The organism is Pseudomonas sp. LBUM1659 (genome assembly GCF_059716045.1).
On record NZ_CP166797.1, the window covers coordinates 324193 to 343286 of the forward strand.

The 19094-nt window shown below is 55.8% G+C and carries 23 protein-coding genes and 2 tRNA genes; 5 read left to right on the forward strand and 20 right to left on the reverse strand.

The features are described from left to right. Window positions 1-30: 30 nt before the first annotated feature. Together ACA048_RS01450 and ACA048_RS01455 are read right to left on the reverse strand one after the other, a co-directional pair. Window positions 31-324 carry a DUF3077 domain-containing protein gene (locus ACA048_RS01450; protein ID WP_497627648.1) on the reverse strand — a complete coding sequence of 98 codons (294 nt, stop codon included), beginning with the start codon at window positions 322-324 and terminating at the stop codon, window positions 31-33. 400 nt (window positions 325-724) lie between these two features. After that, window positions 725-913 carry a hypothetical protein gene (locus ACA048_RS01455; protein WP_497627649.1) on the reverse strand — a complete coding sequence of 63 codons (189 nt, stop codon included), beginning with the start codon at window positions 911-913 and terminating at the stop codon, window positions 725-727. Window positions 914-1141: 228 nt separating this feature from the next. Here ACA048_RS01455 and ACA048_RS01460 point away from each other — a divergent pair, with 228 nt between their 5' ends. From ACA048_RS01460 to ACA048_RS01470, 3 genes are read left to right on the forward strand one after another with little or no spacing between them, the layout of a single operon-like run. Then, complete coding sequence (locus tag ACA048_RS01460; protein WP_046031263.1) at window positions 1142-1363, forward strand: tautomerase family protein; 222 nt, start codon at window positions 1142-1144, stop codon at window positions 1361-1363. Then, complete coding sequence (locus tag ACA048_RS01465; RefSeq protein WP_497627650.1) at window positions 1360-2016, forward strand: DsbA family oxidoreductase; 657 nt, start codon at window positions 1360-1362, stop codon at window positions 2014-2016. The genes ACA048_RS01460 and ACA048_RS01465 overlap by 4 nt, the downstream gene beginning before the upstream one ends. A 43-nt stretch (window positions 2017-2059) precedes the next feature. Then, window positions 2060-2770 (forward strand): SDR family NAD(P)-dependent oxidoreductase, encoded by a 711-nt coding sequence (locus ACA048_RS01470; protein WP_223518781.1) that lies wholly within the window; start codon window positions 2060-2062, stop codon window positions 2768-2770. Window positions 2771-2908: 138 nt separating this feature from the next. On the opposite strand, the gene ACA048_RS01475 is transcribed toward ACA048_RS01470, so the two are convergent. The 8 genes from ACA048_RS01475 to ACA048_RS01510 all read right to left on the reverse strand — a co-directional run bounded on the left by ACA048_RS01475 (window position 2909) and on the right by ACA048_RS01510 (window position 8959). Then, on the reverse strand, window positions 2909-3133 hold the full coding sequence (locus ACA048_RS01475) for a hypothetical protein (protein WP_497627651.1): 225 nt from the start codon (window positions 3131-3133) through the stop codon (window positions 2909-2911). 301 nt (window positions 3134-3434) lie between these two features. Beyond that, a tRNA-Thr gene (locus ACA048_RS01480) sits at window positions 3435-3510 on the reverse strand. Window positions 3511-3587: 77 nt separating this feature from the next. Further along, window positions 3588-4412: an FkbM family methyltransferase gene (locus ACA048_RS01485; protein WP_497627652.1), complete on the reverse strand. Its 825-nt coding sequence runs from the start codon at window positions 4410-4412 to the stop codon at window positions 3588-3590. A gap of 343 nt (window positions 4413-4755) precedes the next feature. Beyond that, window positions 4756-5985, reverse strand: coding sequence for a methyltransferase (locus ACA048_RS01490; RefSeq protein WP_497627653.1), 1230 nt, complete (start codon window positions 5983-5985; stop codon window positions 4756-4758). Continuing rightward, on the reverse strand, window positions 5966-6655 hold the full coding sequence (locus ACA048_RS01495; protein WP_497627654.1) for an ABC transporter permease: 690 nt from the start codon (window positions 6653-6655) through the stop codon (window positions 5966-5968). The genes ACA048_RS01490 and ACA048_RS01495 overlap by 20 nt, the downstream gene beginning before the upstream one ends. After that, complete coding sequence (locus ACA048_RS01500; RefSeq protein WP_027922191.1) at window positions 6652-7347, reverse strand: ABC transporter permease; 696 nt, start codon at window positions 7345-7347, stop codon at window positions 6652-6654. The genes ACA048_RS01495 and ACA048_RS01500 overlap by 4 nt, the downstream gene beginning before the upstream one ends. A gap of 78 nt (window positions 7348-7425) precedes the next feature. Further along, entirely contained in the window at window positions 7426-8172 is a 747-nt protein-coding gene (locus tag ACA048_RS01505) for an ABC transporter substrate-binding protein (RefSeq protein WP_497627655.1), read from the reverse strand. 13 nt (window positions 8173-8185) lie between these two features. Then, on the reverse strand, window positions 8186-8959 hold the full coding sequence (locus ACA048_RS01510) for an ABC transporter ATP-binding protein (protein ID WP_497627656.1): 774 nt from the start codon (window positions 8957-8959) through the stop codon (window positions 8186-8188). 563 nt (window positions 8960-9522) lie between these two features. Between ACA048_RS01510 and gabP the strand changes: the two genes are divergently transcribed. Then, window positions 9523-10914 (forward strand): GABA permease, encoded by a 1392-nt coding sequence (gabP, locus tag ACA048_RS01515; RefSeq protein ID WP_497627657.1) that lies wholly within the window; start codon window positions 9523-9525, stop codon window positions 10912-10914. A gap of 92 nt (window positions 10915-11006) precedes the next feature. On the opposite strand, the gene ACA048_RS01520 is transcribed toward gabP, so the two are convergent. The 4 genes from ACA048_RS01520 to ACA048_RS01535 form a co-directional block, all read right to left on the reverse strand. Continuing rightward, complete coding sequence (locus tag ACA048_RS01520) at window positions 11007-11459, reverse strand: hypothetical protein (RefSeq protein WP_497627658.1); 453 nt, start codon at window positions 11457-11459, stop codon at window positions 11007-11009. 6 nt (window positions 11460-11465) lie between these two features. Next, window positions 11466-11882, reverse strand: coding sequence for a hypothetical protein (locus ACA048_RS01525; RefSeq protein WP_497296997.1), 417 nt, complete (start codon window positions 11880-11882; stop codon window positions 11466-11468). Between the two features lie 29 nt (window positions 11883-11911). After that, window positions 11912-12886: an alpha/beta hydrolase family protein gene (locus ACA048_RS01530; RefSeq protein WP_497627659.1), complete on the reverse strand. Its 975-nt coding sequence runs from the start codon at window positions 12884-12886 to the stop codon at window positions 11912-11914. Window positions 12887-12958: 72 nt separating this feature from the next. After that, on the reverse strand, window positions 12959-14014 hold the full coding sequence (locus tag ACA048_RS01535) for a PDDEXK nuclease domain-containing protein (protein WP_497627660.1): 1056 nt from the start codon (window positions 14012-14014) through the stop codon (window positions 12959-12961). Window positions 14015-14275: 261 nt separating this feature from the next. Between ACA048_RS01535 and ACA048_RS01540 the strand changes: the two genes are divergently transcribed. Beyond that, window positions 14276-14734 carry a carboxypeptidase regulatory-like domain-containing protein gene (locus ACA048_RS01540; protein WP_497627661.1) on the forward strand — a complete coding sequence of 153 codons (459 nt, stop codon included), beginning with the start codon at window positions 14276-14278 and terminating at the stop codon, window positions 14732-14734. A 66-nt stretch (window positions 14735-14800) separates the two neighbouring features. Here ACA048_RS01540 and ACA048_RS01545 read toward each other — a convergent pair whose 3' ends face one another. From ACA048_RS01545 to ACA048_RS01570, 6 genes are all read right to left on the reverse strand, one after another. Then, window positions 14801-15271 carry a hypothetical protein gene (locus ACA048_RS01545; RefSeq protein ID WP_497627662.1) on the reverse strand — a complete coding sequence of 157 codons (471 nt, stop codon included), beginning with the start codon at window positions 15269-15271 and terminating at the stop codon, window positions 14801-14803. 349 nt (window positions 15272-15620) lie between these two features. Continuing rightward, window positions 15621-15797 carry a hypothetical protein gene (locus ACA048_RS01550; RefSeq protein ID WP_497627663.1) on the reverse strand — a complete coding sequence of 59 codons (177 nt, stop codon included), beginning with the start codon at window positions 15795-15797 and terminating at the stop codon, window positions 15621-15623. Further along, on the reverse strand, window positions 15787-16572 hold the full coding sequence (locus tag ACA048_RS01555; RefSeq protein WP_497627664.1) for a type I restriction endonuclease: 786 nt from the start codon (window positions 16570-16572) through the stop codon (window positions 15787-15789). The genes ACA048_RS01550 and ACA048_RS01555 overlap by 11 nt, the downstream gene beginning before the upstream one ends. Window positions 16573-16642: 70 nt before the next feature. Then, the gene (locus ACA048_RS01560) at window positions 16643-17542 is read right to left on the reverse strand and encodes an ATP-binding protein (protein WP_497627665.1); all 900 of its coding nucleotides are present in this window, start codon (window positions 17540-17542) and stop codon (window positions 16643-16645) included. A gap of 217 nt (window positions 17543-17759) precedes the next feature. After that, window positions 17760-18863: a hypothetical protein gene (locus ACA048_RS01565; RefSeq protein ID WP_497627666.1), complete on the reverse strand. Its 1104-nt coding sequence runs from the start codon at window positions 18861-18863 to the stop codon at window positions 17760-17762. Between the two features lie 120 nt (window positions 18864-18983). Continuing rightward, window positions 18984-19059: transfer RNA gene (locus tag ACA048_RS01570), tRNA-Phe, on the reverse strand. Window positions 19060-19094 lie beyond the last annotated feature (35 nt).

Here is a 19094-nt window from a genome sequence, read left to right on the forward strand (position 1 = left end):
CGATTGATTCGGGGCTTTGTGCGGCCTGGATTATGAGGCGACGTTACTGGCGCGGTTGTTACACGGCGCGGCTAGCACCTTCACCACGTCATCGATGATTGCCTTACTCATGTCCTGCAAATAGTGCGACGCCCATGCATGCCGGTCGGTATCGCGAACCATTGCGGCATCTGATGCGAGGAGTTTGGCGATGTGCAGCAGGTCGGAAGCGTGAGAGAGGGCCTGGATCACCGGTACGCCGGCGTTGATGCGGAACAGTGCATTGTTGTCGTGGTAGGAGAAAGGGGTGAGGCCGATGGTTTTTAGGTCTTGAGGGTTGGTCATTGGGCACCTCCGGTGTTTGGGCGGTGGTGGGTGATGACCGATGGAGCAGTAGCGCAAATTTTGGACGGACTGGTAGCGGGCATTAGCAAAAACTCCTGAATCAAAGTTTGAGCTACCACGTTCGTTATCAGGCGAATGGGTGGCAGCTATGCGCGGGCTGATAAACCGGAGATACAGGAACCCGGCAGACCCGAAGGTCTCCCACGCACAGCCGCCATTACACGGAAATGCAGGCACAAAAAAACGCCAACAATCGTGATTATGGGCGCTTGTGCGCCTGTATCTTACCCGGGTTATCAGGCCCGGTCGCTGAATTGGCAGCGACGACCTGAAGGTAGCTTGAGAGGGGAGGATGCGCAATCGTGGCTAGGTGGTGGCGTGGGGCGAGAATTTCAGTGATTCACTGGTCCTGAGGCTTGGGAATCCGTAAGTGACCCACGTCCAAATTGACGCCGACCTCATTCTCTTCGACTCCAGGCTTTTGGGGGCTATCAGTGACTATCGACAGCTCCACTTCTTCCACCATTTTGTTGGCGATTTCCTCATCATGCGTGACATGGAACGGGCTGTCGAAAAATCGAATGGTCATGAGCATTTCTCCATTTTGGGGCGATATCTAAACGTTGCGGTAAATGGAAGTCGGCCGATCAATCATTTTTGATGCAAACAGTTTTAGTGCCTCCCACCAAGGAAATCATTACACCAAGTAACTAATGATGTTCCCGTCCCCACCTTTATCCCCTCGTGCTAACTCCCTACATTGAGCTCCAACGCCTACCCATTCATTCCGAAGGGCAGGTCACTTGGAGATTCCCTCATGCCTTTTGTCAGCGTTCGCATTACCCGCGATGGCGTTACCTCAGAGCAGAAAGCTCAGGTGATCGCCGAAATCACTGAAACCCTGGAACGCGTCCTCAAAAAGGATCCGCACCTGACCCACATCGTGATCGAAGAAGTCGACACCGATAACTGGGGCTACGCCGGCATCACCACCACCCAGTACCGCAAAAAACTGGCTGAGGCGGAGGGCAAGTCATGACCGCGTCTGTTGCCATCGACTTCATCTCCGACGTGGTGTGCCCGTGGTGCGCGTTGGGCGCGACGGCGCTGGAGCAGGCGATCGAGAACGTGGCCGGTGAAATCTCGGTGGAGCTCACCTACAAGCCCTTCGAGTTGAACCCGGACATGCCGGTGGTCGGTGAAAAAGCTGTCGAGCATTTGATGCGCAAGTATGGACGCACCGCCGAGGACGTCGCCGCCGGCAAAGCCATGCAAATCGCTCGTGGCGAGGCCATCGGTTTCACCTTCGATCTGGAGAAGCGCACGCACTTCTACAACACGTTTGATGCGCATCGGTTGCTGTTGTGGGCGTTACAGGAAGGGCGGCAGATCGAGCTGAAGAAGATCCTGTTGCACGCTTACTTCACCGACGGCCAGAACCCGAGTAACCGCGAAACGCTGGCTCGTCTGGCCGGGGAAGCAGGACTGGATGTGGCAGCTGCGCAAGAGGTGTTGGCATCCGGAGCGTTCGCGAAAGAAGTGCGCGAGCTTGAGGCGTTCTACCGCCAGCACGGCATCAACTCGGTCCCGGCCATGATCCTCAACGGTCGTCACCTGGTGTCCGGATCGCAGTCGGTCGAGTACTACGAACAAATGTTGAGACAAATGGCGAAGGCCCCAGCCGAAGCCTGATTACTTACTTATTTAAATCATCTTTTATTAGCAGAGGTTCATCATGAGCAATTCGAAAAAAGTCATCGTTATTACCGGCGCATCCCAGGGCCTCGGCGCGGGCATGGTCAAAGCTTTCCGTGATCTGGACTACAAAGTGGTCGCCACATCGCGTTCGATCAAACCGTCCACCGATCCGGACATCCTCACCGTGGCGGGCGACATTGGCGACCCGGCGGTCGCCCAGCAAGTGATCCGTGAAGCCATCGCGCGTTTTGGCCGCATCGACACCCTGGTCAACAACGCCGGCATCTTCATCGCCAAACCGTTCACCGCGTACACCGCTGAAGACTACGCCAATGTGTTGTCGGTGAACCTGAATGGCTTCTTCTACATCACTCAACTCGCGATCACCGAGATGGAAAAACAAGGCAAAGGCCACGTCGTCAACATCACCACCAGCCTGGTGGACCACGCGATTGATGGTGTGCCGTCGGTACTGGCTTCGCTGACTAAAGGTGGTTTGAACGCTGCGACCAAGTCTCTCGCCATTGAGTACGCCAAGCGTGGGATTCGGGTGAATGCGGTTTCCCCAGGCATCATCAAGACGCCGATGCATGGTGAAGAAACGCATGAAGCGCTGGGGAATCTGCACCCGGTTGGGCACATGGGTGAGATCAGCGACATTGCTCAGGCGGTTGTTTACCTGGATAGCGCGAACTTTGTTACTGGTGAGATTCTGCATGTGGATGGTGGGCAGAGCGCTGGTCACTAAGGCCTGGTTTACAAACGCCAGAAACAACAAAGCCCTCGTATTTCTACGAGGGCTTTGTTTTGTAGGGTGCCGGCACCAGATGGAAAAATAGATTTGAGAGTCATCTGGCCGGCCTCCTCACCTCACGGAGGTGGCGAGTCATTCCATTCGCGACAGACAAGAAAGCTCCCCATCTTCTTCGTCGGGGACTTCGTCCGTAACAATCACTCGTGCGTGCGCGCTGTGCTCGTCCTCCATGCGCAACCCGAAGTAGCGGGTATCGTTGGCGTCCCAAAATGCCTCTATCTGCGCCATGGGTGCATGTTCAAGCAGCACCTCGGCGCTGTGCTCCAAGATGATCGAGTAACGTCGTTCGGTGTTCATTACAAAGGGGCTCGCAACGGCGGAGTGAAGTGGCAGATTGTGCATAAGCACTGCTGCCATTATGCCGCCTCACTGATTTTCGACCGTAACCGCTCATCGTTTCGGTGAGGTATGTAGATGCGCGGTACCAGAATTGGATGCGTCGATTCCGCACCTATGATGAATATAACCACCCCCTCAGCGAGAAGGGCGAAAGAGACCGGAAGAGGGGGGCGAACACGAAACGGGGAAAATTCAGGAGCGAAAGACCCCATAAACGAAAAAGGCCCACCGCAAGGTGAGCCTTTTTCGTTGATCTTTATGGTGCCGGCACCAGGAGTCGAACCCGGGACCTACTGATTACAAGTCAGTTGCTCTACCAACTGAGCTATACCGGCGTGTTGGGCGACGATTATAGCGATTGGATTGGTTCTGTAAACCCCTGAATTCAGACTATTTTTGCGCAGGCTTCAGGTCAGGCGCGAAGCAGGGTTTTCTTGAGTTTCTGAATAGCCTGCCAGGTCCGGCTGTTTTGCATTGCGCGCAGCTGTGCTTCGGCCTGTTCGGCGCGTTGCAGGGCGGCGGTCAGCTGGTGGTCGGCGTCGCCGACGGGGTGGCTGAAGTTGTGGCCTTTGCAGAACTGGAATTCGTCCAGGTTGCACGGCGGGATGTCGAAGGCGGGTTTTAGGTTCATGTGTTCTTCGGCGAGGTAGTAGGTGTTGATGCCGTCGAACAGGATGGATTGGTAGCCGGCGCCGGTGACGAGGGTTTCCCAGGTCTGGTCGCGGTTCCACGGGGTTTCGATGAGGATGACCCACGGCCTCCACTGGGTGAAGTCCATGCCGCGCAGGACGGTTTCTTCGTGGCCTTCGACGTCGATTTTGAGGAAGTGAATCGGGCGGCCCTGGGCGTGTTCTTCGCAGATGGAGGTCAGGGTGCGGGATTGGACGGTTTGGCTGCGCACGTCCATGCCGGCGTCTTTGTGCATTTGCGCCATGGCCGGGTCGACGGTCGAGAGACCGGTGCCGGCGATGCCGTAGAAGGTCAGGTTGTCGGCGCTTTCACCGGCCACGCATTGCAAGTTGGTGTCTTTGGGGCGTTGCTGGCACAGGGCTTCGTAGTAGTTGGGCATCGGTTCGACGTTGATGCCGGTCCAGCCGCGGTCGTAGAACGCTTTGGTGACCGAGTCATGGGTGGGATCGTTGGCACCGACGTCGATATAGAAGCCGTTCTCGACGGTTTTGAGGGCGCGCCACAGGCGTATGTCTTCGAAATTCTGTGCGTAAGAAATGAACGTCACTGTCGCATCCTGTCGGTCGAATTTTCTTGTTCGTGGGCGCGCTGTCGACGCCCTTGGGTGTTTGTATAACAAGAGTCGGGAAGCGGTGCAATTTTCCCCGCGTGACGTCCGGGTTTAGGCGCTTATGTCGTTTGCATTGAATGCTTATGCACAACGGCGGCGGTGGCACTCTGCGCTCACTGGCGTTTTTGTGGATCTGTTCTCATCTGTGCGCAAATCACTGTTTTTCAGGATTTTTTCGTGGGTGTACGAAAAATGAACAGATCCGTTTCAGCCCTGAAACAGCCGTGGATATTGGATCCACGATAATTTCATCAACAGAGTTATCCACAGGCTGCGGCTTTTACGGGCGTTCCGCCAAGAGCAGGAAATTACGCGGCGTCAGCGGGGTTTCGCAGAAGGTCCCGAGGCGAACGGTGTAACCCTGATCGGCAAGGAAAAGGGCGCGGTCGAGGACCAGCCAAAGCTCCAACGGGCGTCGGAAAAGTCCGCGCAGCAGCTCCAGATTGCGTACTTGCGCCAAGCGTTGCCATCCAGCAGCTTCGAGAGCGGGCCAATCTTGCGAGCCGACTGTGGATAACTCTTTCAATGCGGCCAGATGATGGCAGTACTCGGCGAAGGATGTGTCCAGCCAGGCACTCGGCAGGGAAGGTGTGGGCAGGTATTCATCGATGCCGCGAAGTTGCCGTTGCAGCAAGTCGAAACCCAGGCGCCGGGCCATGGAGGTGTCGCGTTGACGTCGCACACGAGCGCCAGCGGTGACGGTTTCGCTCATGGGCAGGGCGAGATCGTCGAGGGACAGTTGTAAGTCGGATCGTAATGCGACCGAGGAAAGCGGCTGATAGGCCGAAAGATTGATCCGGTTATAACAGCACGGCGCGATGGCCAATTGTTTGCAGCCCGCCGCACTGGCGAGCTGGATTAACCGCACATGCAAATCACCGCAGGCATGCAGCGCCACCGGTGTGTGATCAACGTTCAATAAATGCGCGGCGCCAGGCGCGAGCACATCCTGTTCGACGTGCAGCGCCCGCAACTGATGATGCTGGCTGAGTGCCTGTCCGCTGGCCACCAGGGCCGGGTCATATTCCAGGCAAGTCAGTTGTTGCCCGGTTTGCAGCAAACGCCGACCCAAGTGGCCCTTGCCCGAACACCAATCCAACCAATGCTTCGGCGCCGCCGCAAACGACAGGCGACTGGCGAACGCCTCAATCTGTTGCCACTTGCGCCCCGGTACATCGACATTCAGCCGATGCCCGGCAGCTTGCAGCGAATGCGCTGGCAATTCACCCACAGAACTCAATTCAAGGGACAACGCCGCCAATGAAGCGAACGGCTCCGGCGCATCCAGCAAACAAGGTTGGTTATGAGCAAGTTCTGCGTCGTCCAGAGACCGACTTCGCAGCCAAAACGCCAAATCAGGGTAGGACGTTTCCCAAGGCAGGTGCAGATGAGTAAACGGACGAGGCTTCCACAGCGCTTGATGCTCAATCAGAAAAGCATCCAGCTCGGTGAAGCGGGCGAGCAGGGCCTCGCCCGTCAACACGCAGGTATCAACGCCCTTGGCAGGCATCGACGCGCAGCCAGCGCTCCAGCAGCTTGAAGCCGCGAACCAGCACGTAAGCCATCAACAGATAGAACATGCCCGCGGCGAAGAAGATTTCCACCGGCAGGTAGGTCCGGGCAATGATGGTGCGAGCCATGCCGGTGAGTTCCAACAAGGTCACGGTGCTGGCCAGGGCGCTGGCCTTGAGCATCAGGATCACTTCGTTGCTGTAGGCCGGCAGGCCAATGCGCGCGGCACGCGGCAGAATGATGTAGAAAAGTGCTTTGGCGCGAGACATGCCCAATGCACGCGCTGCTTCGATCTCACCCGGCGGAATCGCCTGTATCGCGCCGCGCAGGATCTCGGCGATATAGGCAGCCGTGTGCAGGGTCATGGTGGCGGTGGCACACCAGAACGGATCGCGCAGGTACGGCCACATCCAGCTGTTACGAACTGCATCGAACTGCGCCAGCCCGTAATAGACGAGAAACAGCTGAACCAGCAACGGCGTGCCACGGAAAAAGAAGATATAGCCGTAGGGAAATGCCCGCACGTACCAGAGTCGCGACGAACGCGCGATACCCAACGGAATCGCCAACAACAGCCCGGCGATTACAGCGATGGCCACCAACTCCAGGGTCAGCGTTGCGCCTTGGGCCAGCTTCGGCAGCCACTTGATGATGACTTCCCAGTTCATTGGGTGCTCCTCGCGAAGCCGCGAGCGGCACGACGTTCCATTAAGTGCATGCCGCTCATGGCGAGAACAGTCAGGCCCAGGTACATGAACGCGGCCACCATATAGAAGGTGAACGGTTGCTTGGACACGGTCACGCCGATTTGCGCATGACGCATGATTTCTTCCAGGCCGATAACCGATACCAGCGCAGTGTCTTTCATCAGGATCATGAACAGGTTGCCAAGGCCCGGCAGGGCGATGCGCCACATCTGCGGCATGATCAGTTTGGTGAAGATGCGGAATTTCGACAGACCCAAGGCCACGCCGGCTTCACGATGACCTTTGGGAATCGCCAGAATCGCGCCCCGAAACACTTCGGTGGCATAAGCGCCGAAGCACAGGCCCAGCGCAATTACGCCGGCGGCAAAGGCGTTGAGTTCGAGGTCGGGATTGCCGAAAAACTCGCCCAGGGCACGCATCAGGTTGACCGTGCCGAAATAGATCAACAGTACCCAGAGCAATTCCGGGATGCCGCGAACCAGTGTCGAATAAGTGCCGCCAAGCCATTGCAACGGCTTGTACGGGGACGTCTTGGCCAAGGCGCCGAGCAAACCGAGCACCAGCCCAAGACACAAGGCTGAGAGTGCCAGTTTCACAGTCATCAGCGCGCCAGCGGCGAGCGCCGGGCCGAATCCGTAGAGATCGATAGTCATGGGTTTCTTTTCAAATCGCGGCAGGCAATGCCATGGACTGGCGCCGTTAGCATACGGCGCCGGTCCGGCAGGTCAGAATCAATAGATGCTGAACGGGAAGTACTTGTCGTTGATTTTTTTGTAAGTGCCATCAGCGACGATTTCTTTCAATGCGATGTTCAGCTTCTCGCGGATCGGGTCGCCTTTACGTACGGCAATACCGATCTTGTCGCTTTCTTCTACCGGGTCGCCTTTGAATTCATACGGCTTGCCAGCATCGCTTTTCAGCCACTCGTAGTTGACATATTTGTCGGCGAGGATCCCGTCCAGACGACCGGAAGTCAGGTCCAGGTAAGCGTTTTCCTGGGTGTCGTACAGTTTGACTTGGACGCCGTCCATGTTGTCTTCCATCCAGGTGCCGGCGAGGGTCGCACGTTGTGCGCCGATCACTTTGCCTTGCAGGGATGCCTTGTCGGTTTTGAACTCTTTATCTTTTGAGGCGATGAACTGCAGCTTGTTCGAGTAGTACGGGTCGGTGAAGTCCACCGCGCCCTTGCGCTCATCGGTGATCGACATCGAGGAGATCAGGAAGTCGAACTTCTTGGCGTTCAGGGCCGGGATGATGCCGTCCCAGTCGGAGGTGACCACGGTGCACTCGACTTTCATTTTCGCGCACAGGGCGTCGCCGATTTCTTTGTCAAAGCCGACGACATTGCCACTGGCATCTTTATTGTTGAACGGCGGGTAGGCCGCTTCGATGCCCATCTTCAGGGTTTCGGCCATGGCACCGGCGCTGAACGCCAGGGTGACGGCGGCAGCCAGGAAGACCTTTTTGTAGTTTTGCATGCGGGAAGCTCCGTTAGCGGTTGCTGGACATGAATTGTTTGCAGCGTGCCGAAAGCGGGTTTTCAAATACCTGCTGTGGCGATCCTTGCTCTTCTACCAGGCCCTGGTGGAGGAACACCACTTCGCTGGACACCTGACGGGCAAAGCCCATTTCGTGGGTGACCAACAGCATGGTGCGGCCTTCTTCGGCCAGTGCACGGATGACATTAAGTACTTCCTGGACCATTTCCGGGTCAAGGGCGGAAGTAGGCTCGTCGAACAGGATCACCTTGGGCTGCATCGCCAAGGTACGAGCGATGGCTGCGCGCTGTTGCTGGCCGCCAGACAGTTGCGCCGGGTACGCGTGACGCTTGTCGGCGATGCCGACCTTGGCCAGCAAGGCTTCGGCGACTTCGATGGCTTCGGCTTTGCTTTGACCGAGGACGCGGCGCGGCGCTTCGATGATGTTGTCGAGCACGCTCATGTGCGGCCAGAGATTAAAGTTTTGAAACACAAAACCAATCTCGCTGCGCAGGCGATTGATCTGCTTGCCGTCGGCAGCGACCAGTTCGCCGTTCTTCGCGGTTTTGAGTTTGAGTTCTTCGCCGGCCACCAGGATCTGGCCCTGGTGCGGGTTTTCCAACAGGTTGATGCAACGCAGAAACGTGGATTTGCCGGAGCCGGAAGAACCCAGGATCGAGATCACGTCGCCGTCGCGGGCGGTCAGCGAGATGCCTTTGAGCACCTCAAGCTGTCCGTAGCGTTTGTGCAAATTGCGGATTTCAAGCGCGGGCGCGGCCTCAGCCATGTGCGTTCCTCATAGTGTTTTGCTCCTGCTGTTGGCGGCCTTCCTGGCGAGGCGGCCAAGCTAGCATAGCGTTTGAATGGCAGCCAACAGCGCTACGGGCGGTAAACGGAAGTGATGTAGCAGGTTGTCGCATCGCTACAGCAGACTGTCGCGCTGCTATCAACCGAACAGCCGTTTGAACCTGCTTTTAAATAAAAGCAGCCGCGGGAGTCGCGTGAAAAAGGGCGCGATGTTGCCAGCTTTGGCGGGGTGTTGGAAGCGCTACCCGGCCGAACGTTCCTGATCTGCACTTTTATTGTGCGTCGAGCATTTTTCGGGTGTGTTTCCGGTGCGCAAATTCGTTCTTAAAGTGAGTCGCAGGGTAACGCTTTGGCAAAGTGCCATTATTTTCAATGGGTTGCGATGACTGTCTGGTCTGGATGAGATCGCCGTGGTAGACGGCTTTGAAACATTTTGGCGCAATTATTGCGTACAGAATCCAGAACGCCCCGTTGGTTTCTTTTTACGAGAAAGAATTCCAGGCGGGATGCACGCATTAGCTTTTCCTTACAAAGGTAGTTTCAATGAGCAGTACCCCAAGCTCCAATGGCCTCGAACAGGGGCTCAAACCGCGTCATGTGACCATGCTGTCGATTGCCGGAGTTATCGGCGCCGGCTTGTTCGTTGGCTCGGGTCACGCCATCGCAGCCGCAGGCCCGGCCGTGCTGTTGGCATACGCTGCCGCCGGTATGCTGGTCGTGCTGGTGATGCGCATGCTCGGCGAGATGGCCGTTGCTTCGCCGGACACTGGCTCCTTCTCGACGTACGCTGATCGCGCGATCGGTCACTGGGCCGGTTTCACCATCGGCTGGTTGTACTGGTGGTTCTGGGTATTGGTCATCCCGCTGGAAGCCAACGCCGCCGCGACCATCCTGCATGCCTGGTTCCCGAATGTGGCGATCTGGGCTTTCACGCTGATCATCACCTTGCTGTTGACGGTGACTAACCTGTTCAGCGTAAAAAACTACGGTGAGTTCGAATTCTGGTTCGCCCTGATCAAGGTCGTGGCGATCATCGGTTTCATTGTCCTTGGCGTTATGGCGATCTTCGGCTTCATGCCGGCCAGTCAGGTCAGTGGCGTTTCGCACCTCTTCGACACCCAGGGCTTCCTGCCAAACGGCATGGGCGCGGTGCTGGGCGCGATCCTGACCACCATGTTTTCGTTCATGGGCACCGAAATCGTGACCATTGCGGCCGCTGAATCGAAGAACCCTGGCCAGCAAATCTCCAAGGCCACCAACTCGGTGATCTGGCGGATCGGCTTGTTCTACCTCGTGTCGATTTTCATCGTCGTGGCCCTGGTGCCATGGAACGACCCGATCCTGGCCAGCGTTGGTTCTTACCAGACTGTGCTTGAGCGCATGGGCATCCCGAATGCCAAGCTGATCGTCGATATCGTGGTACTGGTTGCTGTGACCAGCTGCCTGAACTCGGCGCTGTACACCGCATCGCGCATGATGTTCTCCCTGGGCAAGCGCGGTGATGCTCCGGCCGTTTCCCAACGCACCAACAAGAGCGGCACGCCGTACTGGGCTGTGATGTTGTCCACCGGCGCTGCGTTCCTCGCGGTATTCGCCAACTACGTGGCCCCGGCCGCCGTGTTCGAATTCCTGCTGGCCAGCTCCGGCGCCATCGCGCTGCTGGTGTACCTGGTGATCGCCATTTCGCAACTGCGTATGCGTAAACAGCGCATGGCTCGCGGTGAAAAAATCGCTTTCAGCATGTGGCTGTTCCCAGGCCTGACCTACGCTGTGATCATTTTTATCGTGGCAGCCCTGACCATCATGTTGTTCCAGGAAGCGCATCGCGTGGAGATTCTCGCGACCGGCCTGCTGGCCCTGCTGGTGGTGGCGGCTGGCGTGCTGGTAGCTCGCCGTCGTCGTAATGAGAAGCTGAGCGCAGTGTTGGCGCGCTGAGGGTTCTGACCCAAGGCAATTGTTGTTGATGCCTACGAAAACGGCCGCTGTCAGTGATGACAAGCGGCCGTTTTTGTTACTGCCAACAGCGTTTACTCGCTCTTTACTTCCTGCGCATCCAGCGCCTGACGATAGCTATCCAGCGCATCGCCGAAGTCGGTGATGAACTGCGGATCGGTCAGCCAGGCTTGGGCCGTTTCCCGGTCCATGCCATCGGCCCACATGCGGTAGTCGATCAGCATGTCGGCGGCCAGGTGGGTGGCGGCCATGGCTTCGTTGTCGGCGTTTTCCATGTCCAGCAATTCTGGATGGTCGCTGATGATTCCGGCGAGGTCCGAAAGCAGGACTTGAAGCATATCGCTGCGGCTGGTGGCTTCCGCGTCGCGCATCTTGCTGAACATCGCCAAGGTGTATTCCGGAATCGGCTCGCCGATTTCCCCCAGTTCATCATCCAGCGCAGCGGGTTTTCTGCCGTGGATGTTGATTTGCTTGGCTTTGGCCTTTGCGCGTTTGGCGCGTTTCTGTTGCTTGTTCGGGGATGCCATGGGAACTCAGTTTGCTTTCTGTTGGGTTTGGGCGGCGATGATATCGGACGCTGCCACATAGTCAGCCTGGAAGGCCGGTGATTCGATCCACGCCAGGGCGCCGGCTTCGTCCACTTCGGTCGACCATTGGCGATACTCGATCAGCGCGGCGAGGATGAAGTCCATCGCGCCTTCTTCGCCTTCCTGTTCGTACACCAGTTCCAGCAGCGGGTCTTCGAGGAAGGCCACGCACATCGCTTGCTGGCTGGTTTTTTCGGCGTCGATCATTTTCTTGAACAGTTCGGTCAGGTCCACCGATTCGAAGTCGATGCGATCATCGTTCGGGTCCAGCTCGACCGGCGCGGCGGCCCGTTGGGTACGGTTCTGCTTGGCCTTTGCCTTGGCGCGGGAGGCGCGTTTGTTTTGCTTGTTGGCGGAGGCCATGAATGTCGTTCCGTATTCGTTGAGAGGGCTCAGCTGCGTGGCACTTGCCGCCCGGGTGTGCCGGGGGCCAGTTCGCCGTTTTGCAGCCAGGACAATGCAATGGGCCATAGTGTGGCTTGGTATGCGCTGCGAAAAAAGGCGAAATGTCCGACTTCTTCTTCGCCGATGTCTTCGGGGGCGATTCGCAGGTGGGTGTTGGTGCTGTGGGTGAAGTAGCCGAGCAGGCGTTCGATGGCCGAAATCGTGCCGTAAGGATCGTCGCTGATGCTGATCGCCAGAATTTTTGCGCTGACACGCTCAAAGGGCAGTCGACCGGTTCCGCCATGGAGGCGTCGACCGCTGGGGCGCGTTTCATAACGGGCTGTCGGTGTAGTCCAGTCGCGAACTACGCCGGCCGGTGTGTCCTCCAGCCAGCCGAGGCGCTTGCCGGGGAAGTAACCGTGGAACATCGTCATCAACGGCATCACCACATGCCACTTGCCGAACATCCGCCAGCGATGGGCGGGCGCATAGTCGCGCCAGTAAGCGAATTGCGCGCCGACTGTCACCAAGTGCCGAATCAAATGCCCGGAGGCTCCCAGGCCCGCTGCACAGCCTCCAAAGCTGTGGCCGACAACGTCGATCGGTTGGCCGGGGAATTCGCGCTGTGCGCGATTTAGCATCGCCTCGAAATCCTGGGCGCCCCAATCGGACCATGAAGCCTCTAACCCTTTCAGCGACGTTGGACGGGACTCGCCGATGCCGCGGTAGTCATAGGTGATGACATCGAAATCGTTGGCGAACAGGTAGTCGGCGAAGCGCAAATAATGCCGGCAACGTACCGAGGTGGCTGCGTTGATGATAACGACCGGGCGCGCGATGTCCTGAGAGGCGTGCCGCCAAGTGAAGCCGCCGAGGATGAAGCTGTCTGCGGCGGGCTCCTTGAACGGTTCGCCAGCAGTGTCGGTGGTCAGTGACAATTCGATCTGAGTCGGTGTCAGTGAAGACATGTCCTGCAAATTCATCGGCTTTGGACCTTTGCGCGTAGTTGCCAACGATAGTCCTCACGTCGCCAGTGAACAATCCGCCCGTCGTTTTCACAACTTCCGATTGAGCACTCGTTCCTCAAGCACGGCGCGTTCCCGATCCAGCTCCGCCCTAAGTTCTTCCTCGCTCGGCAGCACCAGTTTGTACTTGCTGGCGAACAGTTGCTCGTTGCCCTCCAACACTGAATAGCGCACTACAGACACATCTTTCTGCGCGCAGAGAATGATGCCGACGGTAGGGCCGTCCTCCGTTCCGCGTTTGAGGTCGTCGTACATGCGCACGTACATGTCTATCTGGCCGACATCCTGGTGGGTCAGTTCGCCGCGCTTGAGATCGACGATGACGAAGCACTTGAGCAGGTAGTTGTAGAACACCAGATCGATGTAGAAGTCTTTGCTGTCGGTGCTGATGCGTTGTTGGCGGGCGATAAAGGCAAAGCCTTTGCCCAGTTCAAGCAGGAAGGCTTGAAGCTGATGGATCAGCGCTTGTTCCAGATCGGTTTCCTGGGTCAGGCCCGCGTTGGGCAAGCCGAGAAATTCCAGCATCACCGGATCCCTGATGAAGTCCCGAGGGTGTACGTTCATTTTCTGGATGTTGGTGGCGGCTTCCTGTTTGACGGCAGGGCGGTCGCGGCTAGCTAACAGGCGTTCGTAGTAGAGGGTGTTGATCTGGTGTTCCAAGGCGCGGGATGACCAGTTTTGAATGGCCGATTCGTTCATGTACCAATGGCGGGCGTGTTCGTTATCGACACGCAGTAGCCTGCGGTAGTGGGTCCAGCTCAATTCGTGACGCAGTGCGTCACACTTTGGGAAGGCTTGATAGAAAAGGCGCATGTAGCGAAGGTTGGAGGCGTCAAAGCCTTTCCCAAACTCCGTAGTCAAAACCTTCGCTAACGTCGGCAGCAGCTGCTTGCCGTACTCCGCCCGCCGAGCCCCCTCCTGCTCGAACTCGACAATATGCCGTCCGATCTGCCAGCAGGTTTGCACCTGAACGGTATCGACCGCTCGCAGCACCTTCTGGCGTGCCTGACGTATCAATTCCCCAAGGTTGCCCGCCAGAGAGGCGAGTTGTGGGTCTTGAGTGTTTTCGGTTTTGACGATGCTCATGAAGACTTCCGCGACTGGAGGAACAGGCGAAAGAGAATGCCAAGAGAGAGCTGGGTGGCGATGCAGGGCGCGGCTGGGAAATCCGCAGGAAATGCCGGACTCGTTTCGCAGGATCCTGCCGACGGCATCACGTACTTGAGGAATACATGGCGTAGTCCGTTTCGCAGTGACCTCAAGACCGAATCAATCTAAAACTTGACTGTCGCCCGGGAAATCAAAGCTAAGTGCCAGAGGGCACAGTGGAGCCCGGGAGTCACCATCATGAAGTACGTCCATACACTCATGTTGCCCATCGTCGCTGTTGGCATATTGATGTTCCCAGTCATGTTGTCTGCCGCCAGTCTTGAACCGATCGACAACTCGGGTGTGCAAGTTCAACGACAGGAACAAAATGGTATTACTTACGTGTCCGGCGGTATCGGCGAGGATGAGTCAAAAGCGATACAGCAAACGACGGGCTATAACTTGCACATGACGTTTTCGATCGGAGCGGAAAACAAATACGTGCCCGATGTGGATGTGGTTATCCAGAAATCCGAGGGGCAGATCGTGTTGACACTTCAGCAGGCTGGTCCGCTGGTTTACGTTCAGCTACCACCCGGCAAGTACACGGTAGTTGCGACACGTAATGGTGAGGAGCGACGGGATACTGCAGAAGTAGGGAGTGGTCCTGCTCGTAATCTGGTCTTTCACTGGGCCGGTGAAAACTGGCAGGAATGAGCGGGTCAAATTTACTGGTTTAGCGGATGGGCGGCCGCGAATCGGCAGTCCGCCCATCGCATGGCTTCAGGCTTGGGAGGTTTGGGCGGTCTGGCTTCTCAATATCAGCTGCTTGCGCTGTTCTTCAGGCAGATCGTTGATGCAATAGTTGATGTAGTACACGTTGAACAGGAACGTGTAAAAAGCGTTCATTCTCAAATCGATCTTGTGTTCGTTCAGGGCATATTCGGTCAATGCCGTTTTAGCCTTGTACGCCCAAACGATGTAAAGCACGCCACCGGCAATAGCAAGAACTGCGGAGGTAAAATCCAGCGCCACGTTACCCAGGTTGGAGAATGTGCCGCTCAACCCAGCGCATACCGCTATCCAGATGATGTAAACATCATCAACCAATCGCACTTTGGTCGTGTTGCTGATGATTTTGTTGTTTTTGTATAGCCACAAAATAAGATAGATCCCTGCGGTGGCACATGACAGCAACACCAGGTTCCAGGTCTTCGTATTGATCTTGTCTTTTAGTTCATTGATTGTTGACATAACTTTTCCATGTCCAGTGACTTAAGGGGAGTAACGCTGGTGGGTACTGCGGGGGGAAGCATTCCTTGCGTTGTTGCCTGTCCTTTTGGTTGCGTCATCCGAGTGCGTTGTGGGGCACCGGATTGCAGTTGCATCAACGGGCGAGGTTCCGTGGCGCCGGTCGAGTTTGTGGCACAACGCCACTACAGAGCCATGCTGGAGGCGAGTATTGTTTTCGGATCATCGATCCGTTGTTTCCGGCATGGCGTGCCCGGCCCTATCAAATCCCAGGCATAAAAAAACCCTGAATCTTGCGATTCAGGGTTTTCGGTATTTGGTGCCCTAGAGACGGAATTGAACTGAGGATCCCTTACCTGGCCTGTTCGATCAAATCTGCCCCCGCGTCCTTTTTCAGCAGCTCATAGAGTACCGTTATGAAAACGTCTCTGGTCGCCTCGTCGCTTAGCAGTTGCGTGGCCATGCTGTGGTGGCTATTCATGGCGCCGGCAATGGCTTGAATGGCTTTTCTTGGAAGATCAGCTTTCATGGCCTGTTCGCGAGTGTTGTTCTGGACTTGATCCATCACGACGGTAGCTGACCGGATAGCTACCGTCCTTGTTGGCCGGGTTACCCGCCGCGCCGTCATCGCCACGGTTGAATGGCAGGAAAAACGTCGAGTCGCCGGCCAATCGGGTGGTCATGCGAATGTCGCTGTCGCTCATTGCGAAATGCACCACTGCTCCCCGACGGAACGCCAGCAACGGCTCAGCTAGACCGGTCTTCACGCTTTTGGGCGGACGGTCCTCGCAGTACTGCTGCATGGCTGCTTCCACTGACTGAGTGAAGTCGGTTTTAAGCTCGACAGTCGCGACGGGCAAACCGTTGATGAAAAACACCAGGTCAATCTCATCGGTTTTGTCCTGGGAGTAGCGCAGTTGTGGCACCACGCGCAGACGGTTGGCGGCATAGAGAGCAATAACGGTGTCGTTGCGAGCGTCCTCAGGCAAGGCTTGGCTCATGGCCAAAACGCCGGCACCCGAAACGGTAAAACCATGGCGCAACACATTGATCGTGCCACCCAGTTTGTTCTGGAGCTGTGCGCCCAATCGGTCGAACAGCACGGTGCGCGTACTTTCACCGTGCATCTTTCGTAGTGCAGCCATTTGCTGTGGGTGGGTCTCATTCAGCCAATCGAGCACATCTTCCGGATACAACGCCCGTGCGACGTCATAACCACTGGATTTACCAATCAGCCAGCCGCTGTCAGCCAGTTGTTCGATGATGTGGCGTTCCAGTTCACATTCGTGGTGGATGTGGGACATGTGCGATCCTTCACAGCTAAATTGACCCGGCTCGGCGGGGGAGTCTGTCTAGAGTTTGACTAAAGTTTGTCTAGATAAAGATGCTGTCTGAGGGCCTCAGAACCCATCGACCTTTGTGTAAACCGCCTGATTTTTCAATGGTTTTGTCGCGAGTCGACATAGCGTTCAGCAGGTTGCGGAATTTGTTCTGCTTCTGTTTTTCGTCTAAAGCGTCTGACAGTTTGTCTAGGATCAGCGTGACCAGCTCGTCACGGGATGCTGAGCCATAGTGCTTCAGGTAATCGAGGATCAGGCGTTTGTAATAGGCGTCGTCGAAGGCTCGATTACGAATGTAGTCGCTCTTGTTGCCAGTGGTTTGCGCTACCTGTGCGGCAGTGTAGTAGTTCGGTTTTCGGCCTTCGATGAGCCCTTGCTTACGAAGCATTCCTGCGGCCGCGTCCGTGATGGGCTGCTTTTTCTGAACCCGGTCCAGCAACATCACCGTGTTCAGGGGCAGATCGTCACGTTCAAGCAGCAGTGTGTAATTCTCGTCGATCACATGCCCGTATATTTCCAGCACGACCTTTTTCGGTTCGGATTTACTGTAATCCGGCAGCGGAAAATAGCGACTGCGCTGTGACAGGGTCATGGTGCGGATACCGAAGCCCATGGTGTCGATCATGCTTAGACTGACCATGGCCTGGGTCAACCATGGATTGCGGTATCGAGTCGGGGTCTGCTCACCGCTGAAATAATCCTCAGGCTGCCCTTCGAAGAATCCTCCCGCGTTTTCAAATACCAGTCGATCAACCCGCTCAGTAACGATGATGCGTGAGCGCAGTTGATAGTCCTGGTGGGCGATGCAGTTGTGCAACGCCTCGAGGATAACGCGAGTGTCGTACTTGCTGACTTCAGTGGCGAGCAACTGATTTTGCGGGAACAGCTTGTAGCTGATGTTACGGATGCGGTGCAGCACCTGGGTGGTAGCCAAAAGGAATGGCGGACCGAAATGCTCGTAAGCCTGCTCTTCGCCCGTCAACTTCCAAGTGATTTGCGCCAGCGTAGGCAGGAAATGGCTGGACTGTGGATTACCGAGTAACAACAGAGCGGTATGAGTGATCCGGCCCTGAATGGTGATCTTCGTGTTGGATCTGATTAATGTTTTATTCAGAAAAAAGCCCGGTCATCGCTGATAGGGCTTTGGTTGGTTAAATTTTGGTCGTTTTTTTTGTTTCTGGAAGCTTTGTAGAAATGATGGCGCCGCTTGGGAGTTTTACTTTTATCGTTTTGCCCTCTGACGACCATCTGATTGAGTAGAGGCCGCCCATCGACCAAACGACGTGAACATTGTTAAGGGCGCAGTCACTAGTGACTCCATACGTGGGAATTACTTTGTATTTTTCGCAGGTATCACTGTTAAGCAGTATTTGTTCTGCTTCGTAGTTACCGATACCCAACTGGTTAACGATATTGCTTGGCAGCACATTCCACGTGTTGGTTGCTAGCATCAAAAAAAATGCCAGTAGCGGCGTAATCAGAAGCAGGAATCGCTGATCTCTTCTAACGAATGTGGTCAATAGAGTCAAAAGTAGTAGCGTAACGAAGAAAGAGAGGATCATGAAAGGATATTGTCCAATCATCAACGTTAGTTCAGGAAATGTCTGATCAATTTTTAGCGTCGACAGGAGGGCAACAAGGTTGCAGATGGAAAATGTCAGAAAAGCCGTGAATGCAAACTTTAACCAGCTCCAGGAGGGCAGTTCGTAATTTTTCTGTACAAAAAATCCGAATACGAGGCCCACTACTATAGGCGCTAGAATTAGACCGAATGTATAAGCGGTATCTGAATCAAAAAGATACATAGCAACAATAAGTGTCAGGTTGCAGAGTAAGGCGGGGAAGAAGAAGTAACGGTTGGTCAACCTGTGATCAAGTTTGTCCTTCGGTGTATTTTTATTGATTCGATATCCCAGTTCTTCATTGATCTGTTTATCGCTGAAAAACATTTCGGACCAAATCCACCCGGGAGCAGCAAATCCAAAGCCAACGACGGCAAGTACTCCTCCACCCAACACGGCAGCGGCAGCTAACAAGGATATGAAACTGAACAGGTCGAAGTCCGGGTAAAAACTATTCTGGCAAAAATAAACTAAAAAAATCAGAAAGCCGAACGCCAGAGAGACGATCTGGAAAAATTTCCAATTGTGTTTTGCGACAAAACTGAGCGCTACGTCGAGCTCTTGAAATTGCGAGTTGCCAGATTCAAGTGCTGGTTTACTCGGTGAGCTAGCCACGGGGGCGTCCTTACTCATGATGCTTCCTTGTTCATTGCTGAGTCAGATCCAAGGTTGGCCGCAAAAGCCTTCCAAGGCGTTTGGTGTATCGCAGGCATAAAAAAACCCTGAATCTTGCGATTCAGGGTTTTCGGTATTTGGTGCCCAGAGACGGAATCGAACCGCCGACACGGGGATTTTCAATCCCCTGCTCTACCGACTGAGCTATCTGGGCAACGGGGCGCATTAAACTGGTTTTTCAGGGGGTCG

Coding starts and splice junctions, on each gene's coding strand:
- ACA048_RS01450 (WP_497627648.1), bottom strand. CDS start 324: ATGACCAACCCTCAAGACCTAAAAACCATCGGCCTCACCCCTTTCTCC.
- ACA048_RS01455 (WP_497627649.1), bottom strand. CDS start 913: ATGACCATTCGATTTTTCGACAGCCCGTTCCATGTCACGCATGATGAG.
- ACA048_RS01460 (WP_046031263.1), top strand. CDS start 1,142: ATGCCTTTTGTCAGCGTTCGCATTACCCGCGATGGCGTTACCTCAGAG.
- ACA048_RS01465 (WP_497627650.1), top strand. CDS start 1,360: ATGACCGCGTCTGTTGCCATCGACTTCATCTCCGACGTGGTGTGCCCG.
- ACA048_RS01470 (WP_223518781.1), top strand. CDS start 2,060: ATGAGCAATTCGAAAAAAGTCATCGTTATTACCGGCGCATCCCAGGGC.
- ACA048_RS01475 (WP_497627651.1), bottom strand. CDS start 3,133: ATGAACACCGAACGACGTTACTCGATCATCTTGGAGCACAGCGCCGAG.
- ACA048_RS01490 (WP_497627653.1), bottom strand. CDS start 5,985: ATGCCTGCCAAGGGCGTTGATACCTGCGTGTTGACGGGCGAGGCCCTG.
- ACA048_RS01495 (WP_497627654.1), bottom strand. CDS start 6,655: ATGAACTGGGAAGTCATCATCAAGTGGCTGCCGAAGCTGGCCCAAGGC.
- ACA048_RS01500 (WP_027922191.1), bottom strand. CDS start 7,347: ATGACTATCGATCTCTACGGATTCGGCCCGGCGCTCGCCGCTGGCGCG.
- ACA048_RS01505 (WP_497627655.1), bottom strand. CDS start 8,172: ATGCAAAACTACAAAAAGGTCTTCCTGGCTGCCGCCGTCACCCTGGCG.
- ACA048_RS01510 (WP_497627656.1), bottom strand. CDS start 8,959: ATGGCTGAGGCCGCGCCCGCGCTTGAAATCCGCAATTTGCACAAACGC.
- gabP (WP_497627657.1), top strand. CDS start 9,523: ATGAGCAGTACCCCAAGCTCCAATGGCCTCGAACAGGGGCTCAAACCG.
- ACA048_RS01520 (WP_497627658.1), bottom strand. CDS start 11,459: ATGGCATCCCCGAACAAGCAACAGAAACGCGCCAAACGCGCAAAGGCC.
- ACA048_RS01525 (WP_497296997.1), bottom strand. CDS start 11,882: ATGGCCTCCGCCAACAAGCAAAACAAACGCGCCTCCCGCGCCAAGGCA.
- ACA048_RS01530 (WP_497627659.1), bottom strand. CDS start 12,886: ATGAATTTGCAGGACATGTCTTCACTGACACCGACTCAGATCGAATTG.
- ACA048_RS01535 (WP_497627660.1), bottom strand. CDS start 14,014: ATGAGCATCGTCAAAACCGAAAACACTCAAGACCCACAACTCGCCTCT.
- ACA048_RS01540 (WP_497627661.1), top strand. CDS start 14,276: ATGAAGTACGTCCATACACTCATGTTGCCCATCGTCGCTGTTGGCATA.
- ACA048_RS01545 (WP_497627662.1), bottom strand. CDS start 15,271: ATGTCAACAATCAATGAACTAAAAGACAAGATCAATACGAAGACCTGG.
- ACA048_RS01550 (WP_497627663.1), bottom strand. CDS start 15,797: ATGAAAGCTGATCTTCCAAGAAAAGCCATTCAAGCCATTGCCGGCGCC.
- ACA048_RS01555 (WP_497627664.1), bottom strand. CDS start 16,572: ATGTCCCACATCCACCACGAATGTGAACTGGAACGCCACATCATCGAA.
- ACA048_RS01565 (WP_497627666.1), bottom strand. CDS start 18,863: ATGAGTAAGGACGCCCCCGTGGCTAGCTCACCGAGTAAACCAGCACTT.